Raw genomic sequence first — 25197 nt, forward strand, 5'->3', positions numbered from 1 at the left:
TTTCGAATGTCCGGCGAGGCTGGCATTCGACGGCAAGCATCGAGGCACCCGCCATGGTCGCGGCCAGCGGCTGCGCGCCGCCCATGCCGCCGAGGCCGGCGGTCAAAATCCATTTGCCGGCGAGGCTGCCGCCATAATGGCGCCGGCCGACTTCGACGAAGGTTTCGTAGGTGCCCTGCACGATGCCCTGGCTGCCGATATAGATCCAGGAACCCGCGGTCATCTGGCCGAACATCATCAGGCCTTGCCGGTCGAGCTCGTTGAAATGATCGAGCGTCGCCCAATGCGGCACGATGTTGGAATTCGCGATCAGCACGCGCGGCGCATCCGCATGCGTGCGGAAAATGCCAACGGGCTTGCCGGACTGCACCAGCAGCGTCTGGTCGCCCTCGAGCTTGCGCAAGGAGGCGACGATGCGGTCAAAACTCTCCCAGTCGCGCGCGGCGCGGCCGATGCCGCCATAAACGACGAGCTCGCTCGGGCGTTCCGCGACCTCGGCGTCGAGATTGTTCATGAGCATCCGCAGCGGCGCTTCGGTCAGCCAGCTCTTGGCGCTGATCTCGCTGCCGCGGGGGGCACGGATCGTACGGTCATTGTCCAGTCGGCGGCTCATGATGAAGCACCCTCTTCGGCAAGTCTCGGAAACGGATTGTTTTGTGATGCGGACAGCGCCGCGGCTGGCAGCGCGCCGGCATCGACCAGCGCGGCGGCTTTTGTGATGTCGCCAGCCATGTAGCGATCGGCGCCCAACGCGGGCACCTGCTCGCGCAGTTTGGCAATGACGGCGGTGAGCGGCGCGCTGGTCGCATGCGGCGCACGCAGCGTGATGCCTTGCGCGGCGACCAGCAGTTCGATGCCGAGGATGGTGGCGAGATTGTCGGACATGTCGGAGAGGCGCCGCGCAGCGTGCGCAGCCATGGAGACGTGGTCTTCCTGGTTGGCGCTTGTGGGTGTCGAGTCGATCGAGCAGGCCGACGCGCGCTGCTTGTTCTCGGCGAACAGCGCAGCGGCGGTGACCTCGGCAATCATGAAACCTGAGTTGAGGCCGGGCTCGGGCGTGAGGAACGGCGGCAGCCCGAAATTGAGCGCGGGGTCGACCAGCGTCGCGATGCGGCGTTCGCTGATCGCCCCGATCTCCGAGAGTGCCAGCGCGATCTGGTCGGCGGCGAACGCGACCGGTTCGGCATGGAAGTTTCCGCCGGAGACGATCTCGCCGGTCTCGACCAGCACCAGCGGATTGTCGGTGACGGCATTGGCCTCCGTCCTCAGCGTGCGCGCGGCCTGCGTGATCAGGTCGAGTGCGGCGCCAGCAACCTGCGGCTGGCAGCGCAGGCAATAGGGATCCTGCACGCGCTCGTCGCCTTCGAGATGCGACTGCCTGATATCGCTGCCGTCAAGCAGAGCCATCAGCGCGCTGCCTGCCGCAGCCTGCCCGGCATGCCCGCGCAGCGCGTGAATTTCGGGGCGAAACGGCGCTGTCGACGCCATGGCCGCATCGACTGACAACGCCCCGGTCACCAGCGCCGCGCAGGCCAGATGATGCGCGCGCAGCACGCCCGCGATGGCGTAGGCGGTCGAGAATTGCGTGCCGTTAATAAGTGCAAGACCTTCCTTCGGGCCCAGCGTCAACGGCGTGAGGCCCGCGCCACTCAACGCCTCTCCGCCAGGTACCGCCTTGCCATCAACGAGCGCCTGCCCCTCCCCGATCATCACGGCCGTCATATGCGCCAGCGGCGCAAGATCGCCGGAAGCGCCGACCGAACCCTGCTGCGGCACTAGCGGACAAACATTTCGCGCAAGCATCGCCTGCAACTGTTCGATCACCTCACGACGCACGCCGGATGCGCCTCGCCCGAGCGAGATGATCTTCAGCGCCATCATCAGGCGGACAATCGGCTCGGGCGTGGGCGCCCCCACGCCGCAGCAATGCGAGACGATGAGATTGCGCTGGAGAGCCGCGGTCTGGTCGGGTGCGATGCGCTTCGAGGCCAGCTTTCCAAAGCCGGTGTTGATGCCATAGACGGGAACATCGGCGCGCGCCGCCTTCGCGACGATTTGCGCGGCGGCCTCGACGCGCGGCCAGAAGGCCGGATCGAGCTCGACGGAGCTGCCTGCCAGCACGCGCGCGAGATCGTCGAGCCCGACCTTTCCGGGCACAACGACGATCGGCGCGTCCGCAGCGTTCATTGTCCCCTCCACACCCGTGCATGCAGCGGGTTGAAGCCGATGCGGTAGACGAGCTCGGCGGGACGCTCGATGTCCCAGATTGCGAGATCGCACCATTTGCCTGGCTCCAGCGTGCCGGTTTCGGCCAGCACGCCGAGCGCACGCGCGCCTTCCCGTGTCACGCCGGCAAGGCATTCGGCAACGGTCATGCGGAACAGCGTCGCGCCCATGTTCATGGCGAGCAGCAGCGAGGTGATGGGCGACGAGCCGGGATTGCAATCGGTCGCGAGCGCCGTGTGGACGCCATGCTCACGAAACAACTCGACCGGCGGCTTCTGCGTCTCGCGGATGAAATAGAAGGCACCGGGCAGCAGCACCGCGACGGTGCCAGCCTTCGCCATCGCCGCGGCGCCGGCGGCATCGGTATGCTCGAGATGATCGGCCGACAGCGCGGAGAATTTCGCGGCGAGTGCGGCGCCGCCGAGATTCGAAAGCTGATCGGCGTGCAGCTTGACCGGCAGGCCGAGCGCCCTTCCCGCCTCAAACACGAGCGCGGTCTGCTCGCCCGAAAAGGCAATGCCTTCCATGAAGGCGTCGACGGCGTCGGCAAGGCCGGCCTTTGCGACCGCGGGCAGCATCTCCTTGCACACCAGATCGATATAGCGGTCCTTGTCGCCTCCAGCCTCCGTCGGCAGCGCATGCGCGCCGAGGAACGAGGTCTTGACCGTCACCTTCCGATCTCGCCCGAGCGCGCGCGCGGCTGCGAGCTGGCGCATCTCGGTCTCGGTATCGAGGCCATAGCCGGACTTGATCTCGATCGTCGTGACACCTTCGGCGATCAGGGCATTGAGCCGCGGCAGTGCGCCTGCGACAAGCTCGGCCTCGCTCGCCTTGCGCGTTGCGGCCACCGTCGAGACGATGCCGCCGCCGGCGCGCGCGATCTCCTCGTAGCTCGCGCCCTTCAGACGCAGCTCGAACTCATGCGCGCGGTTGCCGCCATAGACGAGGTGGGTGTGGCAATCGACCAGCCCAGGCGTGATCCACCGCCCCGCGCAATCGATGCGCTCCGCCGCGTCAGCATCCGACGCAAAGTCGGCGCGGGGACCGGCAAAGACGATGCGGCCGTCGCGGGCCGCGATCACGCCGTCCTCGACCGTGCCGAGATCGGCCGCGTCCTGCCGCATCAACGCGAGCCGGGCATTGTGCCAGATCCGATCGAAGCGCTGTGCCATGCGGCCTTCCCTGACGTGCCGGAAGCTTGACTTATATGTCTAGACATATAATCGTGGCGAGGTTCTGTCCAGCCGGCTGACACATGACGCGCCTGCATTTCACATCCGCGCTGCTGCCCCAGGGATGGGCCGACGACGTGCGGCTGGAGGTCGCGGACGGAACGATCGTCAGTGTCATACCCGGCACGCCGCCGGAGAGCGGCGACGAACGGCATGCGCTGGCCGTTCCCGGCATCGCGAGCCTGCATAGTCACGCTTTCCAGCGCGGCATGGCGGGATTAGCGGAAACACGTGGCGACAGCGCCGATACGTTCTGGACCTGGCGCGACACCATGTACCGTTTTGCGCTCGACATGACGCCCGACGATGTCGCAAGCGTCGCGACGCTGCTCTATACCGAGATGCTCGAGCAGGGTTTTACCCGCGTCGGCGAATTCCATTACCTGCATCACGACCACGACGGCCGGCCCTATTCCGACATTGCCGAGATGGCGACGCGCATCGCGCAAGCCGCCACGGCCAGCGGCATCGGACTCACCCTGCTGCCGAGTTTCTATGCGCACGGCTCCTTCGGTGGCGCGCCGCCACATGCCGGCCAACGCCGCTTCATCTGCTCGGTCGATCAGTTCGCCAAGCTGATGGCAGCTTCACGCAAGGCGATCCGCAAGTTGCCCGGCGCCAATATCGGCATCGCGCCGCACAGCCTGCGCGCCGTGGCACCTGGCGAGCTCACCTCCATCATTCCCCTCGCCGAGGGTGGCCCGGTCCACATCCATGCGGCCGAACAGACCCGGGAAGTAGAGGATTGCCTCGCCTGGTCGGGCCAGCGTCCCGTGGAATGGCTGCTTGGCCACGCGCCGGTCGATCAGCGCTGGTGCCTCATTCACGCGACCCACACGACATCAGCCGAAGTCACGGCTTTCGCCGAAACGGGCGCCGTTGCAGGCCTCTGCCCCATCACCGAAGGCAGTCTCGGCGACGGCATCTTTCCTGCGCGCGAGTTCGTGACCGCCGGAGGCAAGTTTGGGGTCGGTACCGATTCCAATGTGATTGTCGGCGTCGCCGACGAGCTGCGCCAACTCGAATATGGTCAACGGCTAAAGCATCGCGAACGCAACGTGCTGTCTGGCGGCGCTGGCATTTCGACCGGCCGCGCGCTGCTCGATGGTGCGCTCGCGGGCGGCGCCCAGGCGCTTGCACAGCCGATCTCGGGGCTCGCGGTTGGCGCGCGCGCCGACATCGTCACGCTCGACACCAACCATCCCTCGCTTGCCGGACGCCGGGGCGATGCCGTGCTCGACGGCTGGATCTTTGGCACTCAGGCCGGCGCGATCGACTGCGTCTGGGCGAGCGGGGAAAAGCTCGTCGAAGGCGGACGGCACCGGCTGCGCGATAAGGCACGCGAGAACTTCGCAACGACGGTGCGGAGGCTCCTGGCATGAGCCTCACCCTCGATCGCGACAAGGCCGCCGACAAGCCGACGCTGCACAAGCGTATCAAGCAGGACATCGAAAGCCGCATCCTCACCGGCGAATGGCCGCCGGGTCATCGCATTCCCTTCGAGCATCAGTTGATGGCGCGCTACGGCTGCTCGCGCATGACCGTGAACAAGGCGTTGTCGGAGCTCGCACAGGCCGATCTCATCGAGCGGCGGCGGCGCGCGGGCTCCTTCGTGCGCCGTCCGCAGCATCTCTCCGCCGTGCTCAAGATCGCCGACATCCGCGCCGAGATCACTGCGCTCGGGCGCGCCTACGGTTACGAGCTGATCCGCTGCACCCGCCGCGCGGCCACCGCCGCCGACCGCGAACGTCTCGGCGTGCGCAAGGCCGGCAAGGTGATTGCAATCGCCTGCCGCCACAGCGCGGACAATGTGCCCTTCGCCGTCGAGGACCGGCTGATCGATCTCGAATCCGTGCCGGACGCGGCCAAGGCCGATTTTGCGGCCGAGCCGCCCGGCACCTGGCTGCTTCATCATGTCCCATGGACCGAGGCCGAGCACACGATCAGCGCTATCGTCGCAGACGACGACATCGCGGCATCGCTCGACATTCCCGTCGGTGCGCCGTGCCTCGTGGTCGACCGCCATACCTGGCGTAGCGCGCGCACGATCACCGCGGTGCGCCTGCTCTATCCCGGCGAGTCCCATCGGCTCACCGCGCGCTTCAAGGGAGGCTGAGATGCGCACGGCACAAAATATGCAACAGCGGCACAGACGTTCGCTGGCATCGAAGTGAACAGACCAACAGGACGGCAAACCACAGTTCGGCAAGAGGACCATCATCATGCGTAGTTCAAAAATCGTTGCGACAATCATTGCACTCGGCGTATCCGCCCCGGCGCTCGCCGACGACGTCAAGGTCGGCATCGGCATCTCCGGATGGACCGGCTTTGCGCCGCTGACGCTGGCGAACCAGGCCGGCATCTTCAAGAAGAACGGGCTCGACGTCACCATCAAGAAGATCCCGCAGAAGGACCGCCACCTCGCCATCGCGTCCGGCGACATTCAGTGTGCGGCGACGACGGTTGAAACCTGGATTTCCTGGAACGCCAATGGCGTTGCCACGAAGCAGATCTTTCAGCTCGACAAGAGTTTTGGCGCCGACGGCATGGCCGTGCGCAACGACGTTGCCGCGATCAAGGACCTGAAGGGCAAGACGGTCGCAGCGTCCGCACCGGGCACCTCGCCCTATTTCGCGCTCGCCTGGATGCTCAAGAAGAACGGGCTCACGGTGAAGGACGTCACCGTCGTGAACCTCGAACCGGCCGCTGCCGCACAGGCTTTCGTCTCCGGCCAGAACGACGCCGCGATGACCTATGAGCCGTATCTGTCGACGGTGCGCGCTGCGCCCGACAAGGGCAAGATCATCGCCACCACGCTCGACTATCCCATGGTGATGGACACCTTTGGCTGCACGCCGAAATTCCTGAGCGAGAACCCGAAGGCCGCGCAGGCGCTTGCCAACAGCTACTTTGAAGCGCTCGACATGATCGCGAAGGACCAGGCCAAGGCCTACGAGATCATGGGCGCCGACGTGAAGCAGACCGGCGAGCAGTTCGGCAACTCGGCAAAATACCTGCGCTGGCAGGACAAGGCCGCCAACCAGAAGTTCTTTGCCAGCGACTTCCTGACCTTCAACAAGGAAGCTGCCGACCTCCTGCTCGAGATCGGCATCATCAAGGCAGCGCCGAAGGTCGAAGACCTCTACGACGCCAGCTTCATCAAGTAACGCCAACTGCGCTTTGGCCCCGCTTCACATGCGTGAAGCGGGGCCTGCGCGATCGATCCACGTCCGGAAACCTCTCCTGTGATACGCCCCCTGGATCCCGTGACATCGAAGCAACGCGCGGCCTATGGCCTCGCATTCTTCATTCTATTCGTCCTCCTCTGGTCATGGGCGACGTTCGGCGGCTACGTCTCAAAGACGTTTCTCGCCAATCCCCTCACCATGGTGCAGGAGGGCTTTGAGCTTCTGACCAAGCACGGCTTCCTCTACGACATCGGCATGACGATCTGGCGCGTGGTCGGCGGCTTTGTACTCGCCGCGATCATCGCGGTGCCTATCGGCGTGCTGATGGGCGCCTACAAGCCGATCGAGGCCTTCCTCGAACCGTTCGTGTCGTTTGCGCGCTACCTGCCCGCCTCCGCCTTCATTCCGCTGCTGATCCTGTGGGCCGGCATCGGCGAGCTGCAAAAGCTGCTCGTCATCTTTATCGGCTCGGTGTTCCAGATCATCTTGATGATCGCCGTCACCGTCGGCAGCACGCGACGCGACCTGGTCGAAGCCGCCTATACGTTAGGGGCGAGCGATGGCGGCATCATCCGCCGCGTGCTGCTGCCCTCCTCCGCGCCTGAGATTGCCGAGATCCTTCGCCTCGTGCTCGGCTGGGCGTGGACGTATGTCATCGTCGCCGAGCTGATCGGCTCATCGTCCGGCATCGGCCACATGATCACCGATAGCCAGGCGCTGCTCAACACCGGGCAGATCATCTTTGGCATCATCGTGATCGGGTTGATCGGCCTGATCTCGGACTTCCTGTTCAAGGCGTTCAACGCCTGGCTGTTCCCGTGGAAGCTCGCATGACGAAGCTCAGGATCGACCAGGTCTCCCGCACCTTCCCTGCCCGCGGCGGTCATGCACCGACCCGCGCGCTGGAGCCGACCAATCTCGATGTCGGCGACAACGATTTTGTCACGATCCTCGGCCCCTCCGGCTGCGGAAAATCCACGCTGCTGCGCATCGTTGCCGGCCTCGACCGTCCGACCAGCGGGCGCGTCACGCTCGACGGGCGAGAGGTCACCGGCCCCGGCGCCGATCGCGGCATGGTGTTCCAGTCCTACACGCTGTTTCCCTGGCTCACCGTGCGCGAGAACATCGCCTTTGGCCTGCGCGAGCGCGGCGTCGCGCAAGCCGAGCGCTACAAGGTTGCGGATGCCCTGATCAGGCAGGTCGGCCTCACCGGCTTCGAGAACCACTGGCCAAAGCAGCTCTCCGGCGGCATGCAGCAACGCACGGCGATTGCACGCGCGCTCGCCAATGATCCCAAGATACTTTTGCTCGACGAGCCCTTCGGCGCGCTCGACAACCAGACCCGCGCGCTGATGCAAGAGATGCTGCTCGGCATCTGGGAGCGCGACCAGAAGACCGTTCTGTTCGTCACCCACGACATCGAGGAAGCGATCTTCCTCGGCAGCCGCGTCGTCGTGATGAGCGCGCGTCCCGGCCGCATCAAGGCCGACATTCCGATCGACCTGCCGCACCCGCGCTCCTACAAGATCAAGACCACGCCGGAATTCACCGCACTGAAGGAGCGGCTGGTCGAGGAAATCCGCACCGAGGCTTTGAAGGTCGCTGCCCATGCCTGACGATCGTTTCGATGGCGCACGCGTACTTGCCGATCTCAACGCGTTGCGCGCGATCGGCACCTACAAGACCGGCGTGCACAAGCCGACATTTTCCGAACCGCACAAGCAGTCCCTGGATTGGCTGGTACGGAAACTGCCAGAGGCCGGCCTGTCCGCCACGATCGACGGCATCGGCAACGTCTTCGGAACCAGCGCCAAGGCAGGGCCGAAACTGCTCGCCGGCTCCCATCTCGAAAGCCAGAACTATGCCGGCTGGCTCGATGGCCCGCTTGGCGTCGTCTACGCGCTCGAGGCCGCACGCGTGCTCAATGCCGACCCCACACTCAAAGGCGCGGTCGAAGTCGCCTCCTGGTGCGACGAGGAAGGCCATTTCGGCAGCTTCCTGGGCTCACGCTCCTATGTCGGTCAGGTGACGGAGGCCGAGATCGACGCCGCGCGCGACCGAACCAATGGTCGCACCATGCGCGATGCCCTCGCTGAGATGGGTCTTTCGGGACGCGCGCGCATCGCGGTCGAGCCGGGACGGCACGTCGGATATCTGGAGGCACATATCGAGCAGGGCGACACGCTCGAAAGCGGCAAGCTCGCGATCGGCGTCGTGACCTCCATCGTCGGCATCTGGCAATACAGAATCAATTTCATCGGTGAGCAGAACCATGCCGGCACCACGCGCATGGCCGTGCGCAAGGATGCCGGCCTGGCACTAGCCAAATTCTGCGTAGCGATCGACCAGCGCTTCCCCAGCGCATGCGGTACCCGCACGGTCTGGACCACCGGCCGCATTACGCTCGATCCCGGCGCGCCGAGCATCATACCCGGCGGCGCGGAGATGCTGTTCCAGATCCGCGACGACAATCCGGCCGTCATCGCGCGGCTGGAGGAGTTGCTGCGAACGATGGCGGCCGAGGCCAGTGCGAAGGGCCCCTGCACCGTCACCGTGGAGAAGATCCGCACCGGCGCGCCCGCCATGATGAACCCGGGCATTCAGGACGCGATCGAAGCCGCAAGCAAGGCGCTGGCCGGCGGCCGATCTCTGCGCATGCCGAGCGGCGCCGGCCATGATGCGCAAATGCTCGCGACCGTGATGCCCTCAGGGATGCTGTTCGTGCCCTCGATCGGCGGCATCAGTCATCACTGGACCGAGAACACCGATGATGCCGACATCGTCACCGGCGCACGGGTTTTCGTCGATGCCTGCCGGCGGATTCTGGCGGGATAGATTCCGCTCGCTCGGCGTAGCCCGGATGGAGCGCAGCGTAATCCGGGTCCTTTCCGCCCGATGTCCCGGATTACGCTGCGCTCCATCCGGGCTACGGACTGGCGTCGCGTCCGAACCGCTCGACCAGGAAATCGATGAACAGGCGTACCTTGACAGAGAGATGCCGCGTTGGCGGATAGACGGCGTAGAGCGCCAGCGGCGGCGCCGCGAAGTTCTTCAACACCGGCCGCAGCTCGCCGCGCTTCAGCGCGTCCTCCGCGATGAAGGTCGGCAGCAGCGCCAATCCCCTGCCCTTGATCGCGACGTCGCGCAGCACCTCCGCGTTGTTGACGCAGAGCGACCAGGTGGGCTGGATCCAGTGCACACCGTCGCTGCCGGTCAGCTTCCACTGATTGCCTGTGAGTAGAAAACCGTAGGTCAGCGCGACATGCGTGCGCAGGTCCTGAGGGTGGGCGGGCGTGCCGTGCCGCTTGAGATAATCCGGCGAGGCGCAGATCAGCCGCTCGATCGGCATGATTTTTCGTGCGATGAGGCTCGATGACTCCAGCTCGGCAATCCGCAGCGTCACGTCAAAGCGGTCCTGCACGGGATCGAGCAGATCGTCGCTGAGCACGAGCTGAACCTGTAGCTCCGGATATTTCGTCATGAAATCGGCGAGCACGGGTCCGAGCCGCATCGTGCCGAACGACATCGGCGCGTTCACGCGCAACAGCCCCCGCGGCGCCGATTGCGATTGCGTCACAGCGTGATCGGCCGCCTCGATCTCGCCGAGAATGACCAGCGCGCGCTCGTAATATTGCTGGCCGCTCTCGGTCGGGCTCGCGTGCCGCGTGGTGCGGTTGAGCAGTTGGACGCCGAGGCTCTCCTCGAGATCGGCGATGTATTTCGAGATCGCCGAGCGCGAGAGCCGCAATTGCCGGCCCGCCTCGGCAAAGCTGCCGCTGTCGACCACTTTGACGAAGGCCCGCAGGCTCGCGACCTTATCCACCCCGGCGTCCTGATTGTTTCCAAATCGTAGACATATCCGTCATAAAAGCATGGATTGTCGCCAAAACAAAGCTGCACGATATTTCCTGCGAGAGCGAAACTGCTCCCCAGGCTTTGGAGGATGAGATGTCAGGACTTCACCATGTCACCGCGATCGCCGGCGATCCGATCCGTAATTTTGGCTTCTACACGCGCGATCTCGGGCTGCGCTTCGTCAAGAAGACCGTCAATTTCGACGACCCCGCGACCTACCATTTCTATTATGGCGACGAGACCGGCCGCCCCGGCACGATTTTGACCTTCTTCCCCTGGGCTGGCGTGCCGCAAGGACGGCGCGGCGTTGGCGAGACGCACCAGACGGCGTTTCGCGTGCCGCAGCGCTCGCTCGGCTACTGGACCCAGCGCTTCATCGAAAAGGGCGTCGCTTACGAGGCGCTCGAAAAGCGCTTTGGCGAATCCGTGCTGCCGTTCACCGATCCCGATGGCATGGCGCTGGCACTCGTCGGCGTGGCCGGTGCCGAGAACGAGCCGGCCTGGAGCAATGGCGACGTGCCGGCCGAGCACGCGATCCGCGGCTTTCACGGTGTGACGCTGCTGCTCGACAATGCCGCGAAGACGGGCGCGATCCTTACCGACGTGCTCGGCTTCAAGGAGATCGCGCGCGAAGGCAACGTGATCCGCTTCAGGGCGCCGGGCGATGTCGAAGGCAGTGTCGTCGACATTTACGAGGCCAAGGGCTTTTTGCGCGGACATCAGGGCGGCGGCTCCGTCCATCACATCGCCTTCCGTGCGGCCGACGACGCCGAACAGGGCGCCATGGCACAGAAGCTCGTCGACAGGCACGGTCTGCATCCGACCGAGCAGCGCGACCGCAACTATTTTCGCTCGATCTATTTTCGCGAGCCCGGCGGCGTGCTGTTCGAGATCGCAACGGATATTCCAGGCTTTGCCGTGGACGAGCCCGTGGCCACGCTCGGCCGCGATTTGAAGCTGCCGGGCTTCCTGGAGCCGCACCGCAAGCAGATCGAAGGCGTCCTGCCCAATCTGGAAGAGACCGCGTCATGACCGAGACGTCTTTCATCTATCGCTTCGAGCCTGCGAGCAGGCCCGGAGCACCGCCCTTGCTGCTGCTGCACGGCACCGGCGGCGACGAGAACGATCTGTTGCCGCTCGGCGGCATGATCTCGCCCGGCTCAGCGCTGCTCTCGCCGCGCGGCCGCGTGCTCGAGCACGGCATGCCGCGCTTCTTTCGCCGGCTTGCGGAAGGCGTCTTCGACGAAGACGACGTGCGCAGGCGCGCGCTGGAGCTCGGTGACTTCATCGCAAGCGCGCGGGAGCGCTACGGCATCGCAGCGCCGATCGCCGTCGGCTTCTCCAACGGCGCCAACATCGCAGCAGCACTTCTGCTGATGCAGCCGGATGCGCTCGCGGGTGCGATCCTGCTGCGCGCCATGGTGCCGCTGTCGAATCCGCCGCGGGCAAAGCTCGATGGCAAACAGGTGCTGCTGCTGTCGGGACAGGCCGACCCGATCGTGCCAGCGCACAATTCGGCAAAGCTCGCCGCGCTGCTGTCCGATGCAGGTGCCGATGTCGACCAAAAAATCCTGCCGATCGGCCACCAGCTCTCGCAGGCCGACGTGACGCTGTCGCGCGGTTGGCTCGGCGGCATCAACGCGCGCGCCGCGTAATCAACTCAAGGTGGCGCGTCGTTTGACGACGATGCGCCGCTTCTGGTTACAGCCGCGCGTCACGACCAACCAGTGCGTGCTGCGCGCATTGCGTCATTGTCGCTGACGACGAGTATTTGTCGTGCGGAACCCACTTATTTTGCCTTGGTGAACGCGCGCGGATTCAACGCTGCAGCGTCGCGGCGTTGCTTGGCCTGACGCCGGCCCAACCCGCGGAGCGGTAAGAACTTACGCTCCGGAGTGTCGAATGACAGATGATCGCGCCTGCACGGATCGGGAAAACCTGCAAATTACAGGGACGCCGAAAAGCTGGGCAGGGTCTACTCGCAATAGACTTGGCTGTACTTGTCGAACTACTTCGCGGGCCGCGATCGAGCCTGACGGAAAAGCACCGCGCCACCGCTACAGCATGTTTCCCGTCATTTCATTGTGCTTCCGGCCCGCGCATTCCGATGATATCTAAAGGCCTTGTAGATATTTACGTATTTTTAATTTTTTGATGGTGCGGCGTTGAATAAAGCCTTTGGCGATTCATTCAACCTGTCGTCCTCCCACCCAGAGATTTCATCCTCGGGGCACGACGCTGGTCATTCCGTCATTGTTCCAGACGCGCATCTCCTGTTCTCGGGAGACTACGCGCGCGCCGGGCGCGATCTCATCATCTCCGACGACCATCACAAATTCACGGTGCCGAACTACTTTGCCGGCAACAAGCATCCGACGCTGATCTCACCCGAGGGCGCGCCACTCGATCCCAGAGTGATCGAAGCCTATACCGGACACACCGCTTACGCGCAGGCTGGCGATCCCGCGGCATCGTCCGCCGGCAAGGTGGTCGGCCATGTCGTCAAGATGACGGGCAGCGCGAGCATCGTCCGCAATGGCGTGTCCATCATCGTCAATGACGGCGACGCGGTCTATCAAAACGACCTCGTGCAGACCGGCAGCAGCTCGACCCTCGGTCTCGTTCTCAACGATGGCGGCGCGTTCAACCTGTCCGCCAATTCGCGGTTCATGCTGAACGAGCTGACCTACGATCCGACCAGCACCTCGAACAGTGCGCTGCTGACGCTGGTGCAGGGCGCGGCGAGCTTCGTGGCTGGTCAGGTCGCGAAGACCGGCGACATGAAGGTTGCGACTCCGGTCGCGACCATGGGCATTCGCGGTACCGCCGTCATCCTCGACATCAACTCGGTCGATGGCAAGGTATCGATCTCCGTCGTCGACCAGCAGGATGGCCAAGTCCACGCGGTGCAAGTGTTCAACACCCAAGGCATCCTGATCGCCACGGTGACGAGCAACGGCAATTCGCTGACCCTGACGCCGACAGCGACCTTCGAGGTTATTGCGCAGGAAAGCAACAAGACACCGCAGCAGATTGCACTGGAATTGAATGTCCTTCAGCAGGTCCTGAACACCTACCAGGGATGGAAGGCCATCGATCCAAGCCTGCCGGAACACACCGAGAATAAGGGGGGTGGCGACAAGAATGCCAGCCCGAACACGCCGACCAAATTCGCCGGCAGCCCGCCGCTCAATCCACCCGGTACCGAATATCATCCACCGACGATGCAGATCGCGCAAGGCAACGGGAACGTGGCGCCGCCGCAGATCGTCGTGATCAACAACGCGCCCTCCGGCGGATCGCCCACGTTCACGCCGATCTCGTCTGATCCTCCGCCCACGATCCAGGTTAAGCCGCCGTCCGCGATCCCCTTCGTGGTGACCCCGCCGACCCTCGCCTCGATCACCTCGGGAGGCGGCGATCATTTCGGCCCCGTGATGAGCGCCAGCGGCGACGTGGTCTATGATCCCGATGGCGCGATCTATTTCTACGACCGCGAGACGGGGACCACGCTGACGGTCGCCTCGCCCGCCGACGGCTGGATCTACGGCTCCCCGACCATCAGCATGGACGGCCGCTACATCGTCTATCAGGGCTCGCAGAACGGCGGCAGCAGCTACATCTTCGTCTACGGCACCGATCCCAGCGATGCCGCTTACTATCACACGCCGACCCTGATCGCACAGGGCGGCGCTGCCGCCGTCAGCGGCGACGGCAGTACCATCGTCGTCGAGCAGGGTGCCGGCAATATCGCGATCTACGATCTGCAGGGCACGCTGAAGGGAACCATCACGCCGCAGGCCGTCGGCGGCGGCGTCACGCTGTGGCGGCCCGCGATCAGCGCCGACGGTCACGTCATTACATTCTGGAGCTCGGAGTCTGCGACGCCCGGCGGCGCCGGCCATCTCTATGCCTTCAACGCCTCCACCGGCACGATCGCAGAGATCGCGAGCACCGCGAGCGGCGCCGGAAACAGCGCTGCCTCCGTCAGCGCCGACGGCCATCTGATTGCCTATACGACGACGGATGCGAGCGGCCATTCCGAGGTCTATCTCTACGACCTCAACACCGGCCACGTCGTCTTCCACACCGCGAATGCGGCAGGCAGCAGCTACTATCCCGTGCTCAGTCCCGACGGGCATTTCCTCGCCTTCACCAGCGACGCGCATGTCACCTCCGCCGACACCAACGCGTTTGCCGACATCTATATCGTCGACGTCACCGACCCGTCCGCGCCGCAATACAAGCTGGTGTCGGAGGGCAATGCCGCCGCCAGCAATGGCGGCGTGGCGATCAGCGCCGGCGGCCAGTATGTGGCGTTCGGCAGCGCCAGCCAGATCTTCGTCGCCGACCCGACCTCGGGCAAGAGCGCGATCATCCTGGAGACGGCGAGTTCGCCCGACATTCTGACTGCGCACGGCACCATCACACTGACCGGTGATTTCACCGGTGTCGGCATAAGCATCACCGACGTATTTGGCCACGCGACGCCGAACTTCACGGCGACCTTCGATTCCTCAGGTCACATCAACTGGACCTTCAGCGAGGCCAGGAGCGATTTCGCCTTCCTCTCCTACGGCGAGGACGCCACCCAGCGATTCAACGTCAACCTGTCGGCCGACAACGGCACCCTGACCATTCCGGTCTTCGTCACCGTGCATGACGGCGTGCAGCCGACGATCGCGCCGATCGATGCCGCGCCGATCGCCAATCCGGTGACCTTGACGCAAAGCGACGAGAACACGCCGGTTACGATCACGGCCGCAACCCTGCTGGCCGGCGTCACCGATATCGACGGGCCGTTCCCGCTCACCATCACCGCTCTCGGCATCGCGAGCGGCGGCGGCAGCCTCGTCCACAATGACGACGGCACCTGGACCTACACGCCGGCGGAGAACTATAGCGGCCCCGTCAGCTTCAACTACACGGCATCAGACGGAACGCTGAGCGCGAGCTCGATCGCGAGCCTCAATATCTCCGCCGTCGACCAGCCGCCGGTTGCGGGCCCGGTCACGCTCGCGCCAGGCGCCGAGGATACGGCCTACACGATCAATCCATCCGATCTTCTCGCCGGTGTGAGCGATCCGGACGGACCGTTCCCGCTGTCGATTACGGCGCTCAGCATCGCCAGCGGCGGCGGCAGCCTCGTCCACAATGACGACGGCACCTGGACCTACACGCCGGCGGCCAATTACAACGGCGCGGTCAGCTTCAACTATACGGCCTCGGACGGCACGCTGGTCTCCAGCGCGACGGCGAGCCTGAATCTCGCGCCGGTCAACGACGCGCCGACGATTGCCGGCGGCTCCGTCGTCACCGGGGCGGTCGACGTTCCCGTGACCACAGGCGGCGCCGGCAGTCATACGCCCGGCGCGGACGCGATCCTCAATGCCGGCTCCGGGCTGATCAGCGGACTGAACGGCCATTCCGGCTACGGCACGCTGGCGCTCCCCGCGGGCGACGACAACTCGTCCAATGCGATCGACATCACTTCGGTGTTCGGCTCAGCCGGCATCAACTTCTTCGGCCACAGCTACACCTCGCTCTACGTCAACAACAACGGCAACATCACCTTCAACGGGCCGAACTCGACGTTCACGGCGAACGTGATCAATGCCGGCACCGGCAATCCGATCATTGCGCCGTTCTGGGCCGACGTGGACACGCGCGGCGCCGGGCACGTCTATTACGATCTCGACACGGTCGACGGCGTGATGACCATCACCTGGGACCATGTCGGCTACTACGCCGGGCATACCGACCGGCTGAATTCGTTCCAGGTCGTGCTGGTCAACGAGGGCGGCGGCAATTTCGACATCGTCTACCGCTATGCCGACATCCAGTGGACCACCGGCGACGTCAGCGGCGGCCAGGCCGCCCGTGCCGGCTATTCGGCCGGCGACGGCACGCATTATTTCGAGCTTCCCGCCTCCGGCAACGTCTCGGCGCTGCTGGCGCTGCCCGCGACCGAGGGCAATACCCATGTCAACGGCGTCGACGAGTTCGACGTTCGCAATGGCGAGGTCGGTCCGCCGGCGGTGACCACCAATGGCACGATCAACTTTGCCGACGTCGATCCCAACGACACCCATTCGATCCAGAGCGTGACCTATACCGGCCCGGGCGATGCGCTCGGGACGCTGCACTTCACGAAGGTGACGGACTCGACGGGCGGCGCGACCGGGCAGTTCACCTGGACCTACACCGCTGACACCACAGCCGCGCGCGCGGCGCTCGACGCCCTGCCCGACCACAGCAAGATCGAGACCTTTGACGTCGTCATCACCGACGGCGACAAGACCGTGCATCAGACCATCACAGTCACGCTCAACGAAATCGGCGACCACGCACCGGTCGCCTCCGCCGTGGCGCTGGCCGCCGGCACCGAGGATACGGCCTACACGATCCATGCCTCCGATCTGCTCGCCGGCGTCACCGACAGCGACGGCCCGTCGCCGCTCTCGATCTCCGCGCTCAGCGTCGCCGGCGGCGGCGGCACGCTGACCGACCATCATGACGGCACCTGGACCTACACGCCGGCCACCGACTACAACGGCCCCGTCAGCTTCAACTACACGGCCACGGACGGAACGCTCACCGCGAGCTCCACCGCAAGCCTGAGCCTCGCTGCGGTTGACGACGCGCCCGTCGCCATTCCGGTGACGCTGATCGCGGGCACCGAAGACACCGCCTACACCATTCACGCCTCCGCGCTGCTTGCAGGCGTGACCGACGTCGACGGGCCCTTCCCGCTGTCGATCACGGCACTGTCGGTGGCGAGCGGCGGCGGCACGCTCGTTCCCCATGACGACGGCACCTGGACCTATACGCCGGCCGCCAACTACAACGGCCCGGTCAGCTTCGACTACACGGCCTCAGATGGCACGCTGACGTCGAGCTCGACCGCAAGCCTCACTCTCGCGGCGGTGAACGACGCGCCGGAGGCCAGCTCGGTGACGCTCGCGGATGGCAGCGAGGACACCGCTTACACGATCCATGCGTCGGATTTGCTTGGCGGCGTGACGGATGTGGATGGGCCATTCCCCCTATCGATCACGGCGCTGAGCATTGCCAGCGGCGGCGGCAGTCTCGTCCCACATGACGATGGAACCTGGACCTATACGCCGGCCGCCAACTACAACGGCCCGGTCAGCTTCGACTATACCGCCTCCGACGGATCGCTGACCTCGAGCTCGACCGCGAGCCTGACTCTCGCGGCGGTCGACGACGCGCCGGAGGCAAGTCCGGTTTCGCTGTCCGCTGGAACCGAGGACACGGCTTACACGATCCATGCGTCGGACCTGCTGGCCGGCGTGGCCGATATCGACGGACCGCTCCCGCTATCGATCACGGCACTGACCGTCGCCAGTGGTGGCGGCAGTCTCGTCCCACATGACGACGGAACCTGGACCTATACGCCGGCCGCCAACTACAACGGCCCCGTCAGCTTCGACTACACCGCCTCCGACGGCTCGCTGACCTCGAGCTCGACCGCGAGCCTCACACTCGCCCCCGTCAACGATGCGCCTGCCGCGACCCCGGTGACACTCACCGCCGGCACCGAGGATACACCCTACGTCATCAACGCCTCCGACCTGCTTGCCGGTGTCACAGACATCGACGGGCCGTTCCCGCTGTCCATCACTGCACTCTCGGTGGCGAGCGGCGGCGGCAGCGTCGCCCACAATGACGACGGCACCTGGACCTACACACCGGCCGCGAACTACAACGGCCCGGTCAGCTTCGACTACACCGCCTCCGACGGCTCACTGACCTCGAGCTCGACCGCGAGCCTCACACTCGCCCCCGTCAACGATGCGCCTGCCGCGAACCCGGTGACGCTCGCTGCCGGCACCGAGGATACGCCCTACGTCATCAACGCCTCCGACCTGCGTGGCGGCGTCACCGATGTCGACGGGCCACCCCCCCTGTCCATCACCGCACTCTCGGTGGCGAGCGGCGGCGGCAGCGTTGCCCACAATGACGACGGCACCTGGACCTACACACCGGCCGCGAACTACAACGGCCCGGTCAGCTTCGACTACACTGCCTCCGACGGCTCACTGACCTCGAGCTCGACCGCGAGCCTGACACTCGCCCCCGTCAACGATGCGCCTGCTGCGACCCCGGTGACACTCACCGCCGGCACCGAGGATACGCCCTACGTCATCAACGCCTCCGACCTGCTTGGCGGCGTCACCGATATCGACGGGCCGTCCCCGCTGTCCATCACCGCACTCTCGGTGGCGAGCGGCGGCGGCAGCGTCGCCCACAATGACGACGGCACCTGGACCTACACACCGGCCGCGAACTACAACGGCCCGGTCAGCTTCGACTACACCGCCTCCGACGGCTCACTGACCTCGAGTTCGACCGCGAGCTTGACACTCGCGCCCGTCAATGATGCGCCGACGATTGCATCCGGCTCCGTGATCCTCGGAACTGTCGGGGTCCCCATCCTCAACGGCAGCGGCGGCAGTCACACGCCGGGCGCCGAAGCGATCCTGAACGCCGCTCCGGGCCTGATCAGCGGTCTGAACGGACATGTCGGCTACGGCACGCTGGCACTCCCCGCAGGCGACGACAACTCGTCCGGCGCGATCAACATCACCTCCGTGTTCGGCAGCGCGGGCATCAATTTCTTCGGCCACAGCTACACGTCGCTCTACGTCAACAACAACGGCAATATCACCTTCAACGGGCCGAACTCGACCTTCACGCCGAGCGTGATCAACGCCGGCATCGGCAACCCCATCATCGCGCCATTCTGGGCCGACGTGGATACGCGGGGCGCCGGGCACGTCTACTACGACCTCGACACGGTCGATGGCGTCATGACCATCACCTGGGACCATGTCGGCTACTATAGCCAGCACACCAATGCGCTCAATTCGTTCCAGGTCGTGCTGGTGAACGAAGGTGGCGGCAATTTCGACATTGTCTATCGCTACGCGGACATCCACTGGACCACCGGTGACGTCAGTGGCGGTCAGGCCGCGCGCGCCGGCTATTCGGCAGGCGACGGCACTCACTATTTCGAGCTTTCGGCCTCCGGCAACGTCTCGGCGCTGCTGGCGCTGCCGGCGACCGAGGGCAATACCCATGTCAACGGCGTGGACGAGTTCGACGTACGCAACGGCGAGGTCGGCCCGCCGACGGTAACGACGAACGGCACCATCAACTTTTCGGACGTCGAACCGAACGACGTTCATTCCATCCAGAGCGTGACATACACCGGCGCCGGCGCTGCGCTTGGCACGTTGCACTTCACGAAGGTCGCGGATACCGCTGCAACCGGGACAGGACAATTCACCTGGACCTACACAGCCGATACCACAGCCGCCCGCGATGCGCTCGAGGCCCTTGCGGGCCATACCAAGACCGAGACCTTCGACGTCGTCATCTCCGACGGCGACAAGACCGTCCATCAGACCATCACGGTCACGCTCAACGAAACCGGCGACCATGCGCCGGTCGCCTCCGCCGTGTCGCTGGCCGGCGGTACGGAGGACACGGTCTATACGGTGCACGCCGCAGACCTGCTTGCCGGCGTCACCGACAGCGACGGCCCATTCCCACTGTCCGTCAGCGCGCTCGGCGTCGTGAGCGGCGGCGGCACGCTCACCGACAATCACGACGGCACCTGGACTTACGCACCGGCCGCCAACTACAACGGTCCCGTCAGCTTCAGCTATACGGCCTCCGACGGCACGCTGACGTCGAGCTCCACGGCCAGCCTGACGCTGGCAGCCGTCGACGACGCGCCATCCGCGAGCCCGGTCACACTCGCTGCCGGTGCCGAGGACACGCCGTACATCATCCACGCCTCGGATCTCCTTGCCGGCGTGAGCGATGTCGACGGGCCCTTCCCGCTGTCGATCACGGCGCTTTCGGTGGCGAGCGGCGGCGGCACGCTCGTTCCCCATGACGACGGCACCTGGACCTATACGCCAGCCGCCGACTACAACGGCCCGGTCAGCTTCGACTACACGGCCTCAGACGGCACGCTGACGTCGAGCTCCACGGCCGATCTGACGCTTGCGCCGGTCAATGATCCGCCAACCGGCGCGGTGACCATCGACGGCACGTTCCAGGCGCCGGACGTGCTGACGGCAAACACATCCACGCTGGCCGATGCCGACGGCCTTGGCACGCTCGCCTATCAATGGCAGCGCGACGGCGTCGATATCGCCCTTCAGACCGGCAGCAGCTACACGCTGACCAACGATGACGTCGGCCACAGCATCGACGTGGTCGTGCACTACACCGACGGCCAAGGCAATGCCGAGAGCGTTGCAAGTGCCGCTTCGCCGCCGGTCGCGCCGGCCCCGCCGGACTCACCGCCTTCGATCACGGGCGATTTCGCTGTGCTGACCGTGAAGGGGGGCGGCGTGGCGCTCAGGGGCCTCGCGGCGGGCACCTCGACGGCCGACCTCGTTGCCGTCGATGCCGACAACACGCCCGAGCAGCTCGTCTACACCGTCACCGGGACCCAGCACGGCCACCTCGCCTATTCATTGACCGGGTCTGCGATCACGAGCTTCACGCAGGCCGAGGTCAACGCCCGCGCCGTCTTCTTCGTCAGCGACGATACGACCTATGTCGGCGGCGCCGGGTTCACGGCGATGCTGTCCGACGGCACCATCACGACCGCTCCGACAATGATCGGCGCCACCATCGTCGATGCCCAGCTCTCGGTGCAAACGGCCGGCGGCTTCGATTTCGACCAGGACAATCCGATCACGGCGATGGGCCTCGGGACCATCGCCGACGGCGCGACCGATAAGACCTTCAAGATCGAGAACCAGGACGCCAACCGCGACTTCACCTTCACCGGCACCGACTTCACCTATGCCGGCTCCGGCAGCGACATGCACCTGACCGGCGGCATCATCACGGCCATCGTCGAGACCGGCCACGGCACGCCACCGCAGCCGGGATTCTCGCGCTTCGATCTCTATGTGCCCGCGCCCGAGTGGATGAACGCGGTCAGTGCAGCCGCCCATGGCGACCAGAGCGTGATCGAGACCTTGACGCGAACCTGGACGTTCAATTTCAACGGCAATGCCGGGCCGGACGGGTTCGGCGCCTCGAACCTGAACGACATCTTCACCGGCAATGGCGGCGACGACACCTTTGAAGGCGGCTTTGGCTACGATCGCGCCTACTACGGAAACGCCAGCGCAGCCGTCAACGTCCAGCTCGCGGACGGCGTCGTCACTGGCGCGGCGACCGGAACCGACACGCTGAAGTCGATCGAACTCGTCACCGGCAGCGACTTTGCCGATCTCTACAATGCCGGGGCGACGCCGACCAATCCCGGCGGCTTCAGCGCAGCCAGCACCAATTCCGGCAGCACCGTCACCAGCAACACGCTCGGCCTGTTCAACGAGTTCGAGGGCCGTGGCGGCGACGATCAGATCTACGGCAACGGCCAGACCCGCGTGTCCTACTATCACGCGACATCGGCGGTCACCGTCACCTTCACCGGCTGGACCAATGCGGCCTCCGGCTCGACCGGATTCGCGGATGGCGATGCCTCGGTCGGGCACGACACCCTCTCCGGCGTGAACTGGGCCCGCGGCTCGTTCTTCAACGATGTCTTCCATGGCGCGAGCAATCCGAGCGGCTCGACGGAGAATTTCGAGGGCCTCGGCGGCAACGATCTGATCGACGGCGGCGGCGGCTTCGATCGCGCCGTCTACATCGGCGCTTTCGACGACACCGGGATCAACATCCAGCTCGCCAAGGGCATCGTCACGGGCGGGCCGACGACGGGGACCGACACCCTGCTCTCCGTCGAAGCAATCCGCGGCACCGGTTTTGACGATGTCTATGACGCGAGCGGCTTCACGACGGTCGCGACCATAGACAACCCGAACGCAGGAAACGCCAGCTTCATCACGATCAGCGGCACCGACCGTGCCTTCAACGAGTTCGAGGGCGAAGCCGGCAACGACACCGTCACCGGCAACGGCAACACCCGCGTCGCCTATTATCACGCCACATCAGGCGTGGTGGTGACGCTGGACGTCAATGGCAGCGGCACGGCCGATGGCGACGCCTCGATCGGGCACGACACCTTCATCAGCGGCGTCAGGTCGATCACCGGCGGCGAATTCAACGACATCCTCACCGGCAACAGCGGCAACAACGTCCTCGATGGCCGCGGTGGCAACGACATCCTCGATGGCCGTGCCGGCAACGATACGCTGACCGGTGGCACCGGTTCCGACATCTTCGTCTATGCGGCCGGCGGCGGCGCCGACCGCGTTACGGATCTCAACCCCGGCGATGGGGACAGGATCGATCTGCGCGGCGTGCCCGGCGTCTACAGCCTCGCGGATGTGCTTGCGCTCGCCACCACCAACGGCCCCGACACCGTCATCACGTTCAGCCCGGGCAATTCGATCACGCTCGCCAACACGGCGCCCGGCAATCTCGTGGCGAGCGAGTTCATCTTCGCTGGTCCCCCGGGCTTCGTCAGCGAGATGTCGAGCGAAGGCGGCCTCGGCGTCCGCAGCGAGCATACGGCGAGTTCGCCGGTCTCGTTCCACATGCACCTGAGCGCCGCCGCATCCGGCGTCCTGACCATCGTCGCCAACGACGTCGAGAACGGCGCCACTCCCGAGATCGATAACGTCTTCCTCAACGGGCACGCGCTGGGACAACTCAGCCAGGTCGCCGATGGCGCGGATTCAACCAGCATCTTCACCATCGATCCGGCCCTCCTGATCGAGGGCGACAATCTGATCCAGGTCGCCAATGCGAATTCCACCACGGGCTGGAACTACACGGTGGTCTCGGCCCAGTTCCAGTCGGCCACATCAGGCTTCTCCTCGCTGATCGTGCCCGACGACGTGGCGCGCCAGGGCTCCAGCACACCCGCCGGAAATATCAGCGTCCGCTCGGCCTGGACCGCCAGCCACCAGGATACGTTCACGCTCACATTGCCGAATTCCGGTACGCTCAAGAACGTCGCACTCACGCTGCACGCCAACGACGTCGAGCTACCCGCTACCGGCACGCCGAATGGCGAGGTCGACCAGGTCTTCGTCAACGGCCATGCGGTCGGTTTCCTGACCCAGGCGCCCGACGCGCAGAACTCGGTCACCGTGCTCAGCGTCGACAGCTCGTTCCTGGTCAACGGCAACAATCTCGTCAGCGTCTACAACGTGAACACGGACGGCCCGGGGACCTGGAACTTCCAGATCGACCAGCTCTCCTTCACCGGCGGGGTCAGCACCGCGGCAGCCGCGACACCGCCCTCCGTGGCCGTCACGGTGCAGGCCTCCGACGGCTACGACTTCAGCACCGTCTCGACCGACCTGATCGCCAGCGCGATTGCAAGTTCGGCCTCGACCGCCGACCACATCTTCCTGGTCGATGCCGCCAAGGGCATCACCTTCGAGATGATCGGCACCGGCTTCACCTATAATCCGGACACGCATCAGCCCACGGGCGGCACGATCAACGAGATCGACATCCTCGACAGCACCGATCCGAGCCAGACCGGCCAGGACCATGTGCTGGCGAATTCCAATGGCTGGGGCGCCGACGCCGCCACGCTGTTCAACGCGATCAACCAGGCCAAGAGCCCGATTACGGAGACCAGCAATTTCGGCAAGGCGATGCTCAACTCGCTCCTGACCTCGCCGATCTTCAGCTATGTCGGCAGCCGCGGCTCCGACGACCACGACGGTGCGCCGCATGACGGCGTAGACGTGTTCGTCAGCGGCAAGCATGCCGATATCTTCAACGGCATGGGCGGCGCCTTCGGCCCCGGCGATCCCGGCAGCGACACGGTCAGCTATGCCGCTGCGACCGCCGGCGTCACTGCGAGCCTGTCGAATCCCGCCGGCAATACCGGCTCTGCGGCCGGCGACATCTACATCTCGATCGAGAATCTGCGCGGCACCTCCTACGACGACGCCCTCACCGGCGACGGCAACAACAACACGCTGGAAGGCGGCGCGGGCCACAACGTCCTGGACGGCGGCAGCGGCGGCACCGATACCGCGAGCTATGAGCACGCGCCGACACAGGTGAACGTCAATCTCAACTCGTCGGATATGCAGCAGGTCGCCACGGGGATGTTCGACCAGCTCATCAACATCGAGGGCCTGCGCGGCTCGAGCTACGACGACACGCTGGCCGGAAACGGCAACAGCATTCTGGAAGGCGGCCCCGGCGACGACAATCTGAACGGCAAACCCGGCGGCAGCGACACCGCCAGCTACGAGCACGCCCCATCAGGCGTGACCGTCGATCTCGCCATCACCGGCCCGCAAGACACCGGCGGCGCAGGAACCGACAAGCTGTCCCACATCGCGAACCTGATGGGCTCGCAGTTCAACGACATCCTCGCCGGCGATGCCAACGACAACATGCTGACCGGCAACGGCGGCAACGACACCTTCGTGTTCCGGGAGTTCTCCGGCGGCATCGGCCACGACATCCTCCAGGATTTCATCACCGACACCGATCACATCCAGCTCGACTACGCCGCGTTCGACGCCAGCAACCCCGCGAGCTTCACCGCGTGGCTGCAGGATCACGCGACGCAGCAGGCGAACGGCGACCTGCTGATCGATCTCGACGTGAACGGACCCGACGTCGATACGATCCTTCTGAAGAACACGTCCATCAATAGCCTCCGTGCCAACGACTTCATCCTGCCCGCCGGTGGGGGCGGC

Annotated in this window: 12 protein-coding genes and 1 pseudogene; 9 read left to right on the forward strand and 4 right to left on the reverse strand. The window is 65.2% G+C overall.

All coding sequences use genetic code 11. The features are described from left to right. The 3 genes and pseudogenes from C2U70_RS23070 to hutI all read right to left on the reverse strand — a co-directional run. Positions 1–613, reverse strand: a pseudogene (locus tag C2U70_RS23070) (urocanate hydratase); the annotation flags it as partial. Then, positions 610–2187: a histidine ammonia-lyase gene (gene hutH / locus C2U70_RS23075; RefSeq protein ID WP_140980714.1), complete on the reverse strand. Its 1578-nt coding sequence runs from the start codon at positions 2185–2187 to the stop codon at positions 610–612. The gene hutH and the pseudogene C2U70_RS23070, both read right to left, overlap by 4 nt. Then, positions 2184–3398, reverse strand: a complete 1215-nt coding sequence (gene hutI / locus C2U70_RS23080) for an imidazolonepropionase (RefSeq protein WP_140980715.1) — start codon at positions 3396–3398, stop codon at positions 2184–2186. Before hutI ends, hutH begins: the two co-directional genes overlap by 4 nt. Before the next feature lie 83 nt (positions 3399–3481). Between hutI and C2U70_RS23085 the strand changes: the two genes are divergently transcribed. From C2U70_RS23085 to C2U70_RS23110, 6 genes are all read left to right on the forward strand, one after another. Continuing rightward, positions 3482–4840, forward strand: a complete 1359-nt coding sequence (locus C2U70_RS23085) for a formimidoylglutamate deiminase (protein WP_140980716.1) — start codon at positions 3482–3484, stop codon at positions 4838–4840. Continuing rightward, positions 4837–5574: a histidine utilization repressor gene (gene hutC, locus C2U70_RS23090; protein ID WP_140980717.1), complete on the forward strand. Its 738-nt coding sequence runs from the start codon at positions 4837–4839 to the stop codon at positions 5572–5574. The genes C2U70_RS23085 and hutC overlap by 4 nt, the downstream gene beginning before the upstream one ends. 106 nt (positions 5575–5680) lie before the next feature. Beyond that, a complete protein-coding gene (locus C2U70_RS23095) occupies positions 5681–6625 on the forward strand; it encodes an ABC transporter substrate-binding protein (RefSeq protein ID WP_140980718.1) in 945 nt (314 codons plus the stop codon). Between the two features lie 81 nt (positions 6626–6706). Next, the gene (locus C2U70_RS23100) at positions 6707–7480 is read left to right on the forward strand and encodes an ABC transporter permease (protein ID WP_140980725.1); all 774 of its coding nucleotides are present in this window, start codon (positions 6707–6709) and stop codon (positions 7478–7480) included. After that, positions 7477–8262 carry an ABC transporter ATP-binding protein gene (locus C2U70_RS23105; RefSeq protein ID WP_186294419.1) on the forward strand — a complete coding sequence of 262 codons (786 nt, stop codon included), beginning with the start codon at positions 7477–7479 and terminating at the stop codon, positions 8260–8262. Before C2U70_RS23100 ends, C2U70_RS23105 begins: the two co-directional genes overlap by 4 nt. After that, positions 8255–9481, forward strand: a complete 1227-nt coding sequence (locus tag C2U70_RS23110; protein WP_140980720.1) for a Zn-dependent hydrolase — start codon at positions 8255–8257, stop codon at positions 9479–9481. Before C2U70_RS23105 ends, C2U70_RS23110 begins: the two co-directional genes overlap by 8 nt. Before the next feature lie 91 nt (positions 9482–9572). Here C2U70_RS23110 and C2U70_RS23115 read toward each other — a convergent pair whose 3' ends face one another. Beyond that, positions 9573–10469 carry a LysR family transcriptional regulator gene (locus C2U70_RS23115; RefSeq protein ID WP_140980721.1) on the reverse strand — a complete coding sequence of 299 codons (897 nt, stop codon included), beginning with the start codon at positions 10467–10469 and terminating at the stop codon, positions 9573–9575. A 125-nt stretch (positions 10470–10594) separates the two neighbouring features. On the opposite strand from C2U70_RS23115, the gene C2U70_RS23120 reads away from it, so the two are divergent. The 3 genes from C2U70_RS23120 to C2U70_RS23130 form a co-directional block, all read left to right on the forward strand. Beyond that, positions 10595–11533, forward strand: a complete 939-nt coding sequence (locus C2U70_RS23120; protein ID WP_140980722.1) for a ring-cleaving dioxygenase — start codon at positions 10595–10597, stop codon at positions 11531–11533. Next, positions 11530–12156: an alpha/beta hydrolase gene (locus C2U70_RS23125; protein ID WP_140980723.1), complete on the forward strand. Its 627-nt coding sequence runs from the start codon at positions 11530–11532 to the stop codon at positions 12154–12156. Before C2U70_RS23120 ends, C2U70_RS23125 begins: the two co-directional genes overlap by 4 nt. 510 nt (positions 12157–12666) lie before the next feature. Next, on the forward strand, positions 12667–25197 hold a 12531-nt coding region (locus C2U70_RS23130; protein WP_140980724.1), incomplete at its 3' end, for a cadherin-like domain-containing protein.

This window comes from Bradyrhizobium guangdongense (assembly GCF_006483445.1).
In the GTDB taxonomy this organism is placed as follows: domain Bacteria; phylum Pseudomonadota; class Alphaproteobacteria; order Rhizobiales; family Xanthobacteraceae; genus Bradyrhizobium; species Bradyrhizobium guangdongense_A.

Bases quoted from the DNA above. Each gene is read 5' to 3' on its own strand.
- C2U70_RS23120 (WP_140980722.1), top strand. From the start codon at position 10,595: ATGTCAGGACTTCACCATGTCACCGCGATCGCCGGCGATCCGATCCGT.
- C2U70_RS23125 (WP_140980723.1), top strand. From the start codon at position 11,530: ATGACCGAGACGTCTTTCATCTATCGCTTCGAGCCTGCGAGCAGGCCC.
- C2U70_RS23105 (WP_186294419.1), top strand. From the start codon at position 7,477: ATGACGAAGCTCAGGATCGACCAGGTCTCCCGCACCTTCCCTGCCCGC.
- hutC (WP_140980717.1), top strand. From the start codon at position 4,837: ATGAGCCTCACCCTCGATCGCGACAAGGCCGCCGACAAGCCGACGCTG.
- hutH (WP_140980714.1), bottom strand. From the start codon at position 2,187: ATGAACGCTGCGGACGCGCCGATCGTCGTTGTGCCCGGAAAGGTCGGG.
- C2U70_RS23095 (WP_140980718.1), top strand. From the start codon at position 5,681: ATGCGTAGTTCAAAAATCGTTGCGACAATCATTGCACTCGGCGTATCC.
- hutI (WP_140980715.1), bottom strand. From the start codon at position 3,398: ATGGCACAGCGCTTCGATCGGATCTGGCACAATGCCCGGCTCGCGTTG.
- C2U70_RS23085 (WP_140980716.1), top strand. From the start codon at position 3,482: ATGACGCGCCTGCATTTCACATCCGCGCTGCTGCCCCAGGGATGGGCC.
- C2U70_RS23110 (WP_140980720.1), top strand. From the start codon at position 8,255: ATGCCTGACGATCGTTTCGATGGCGCACGCGTACTTGCCGATCTCAAC.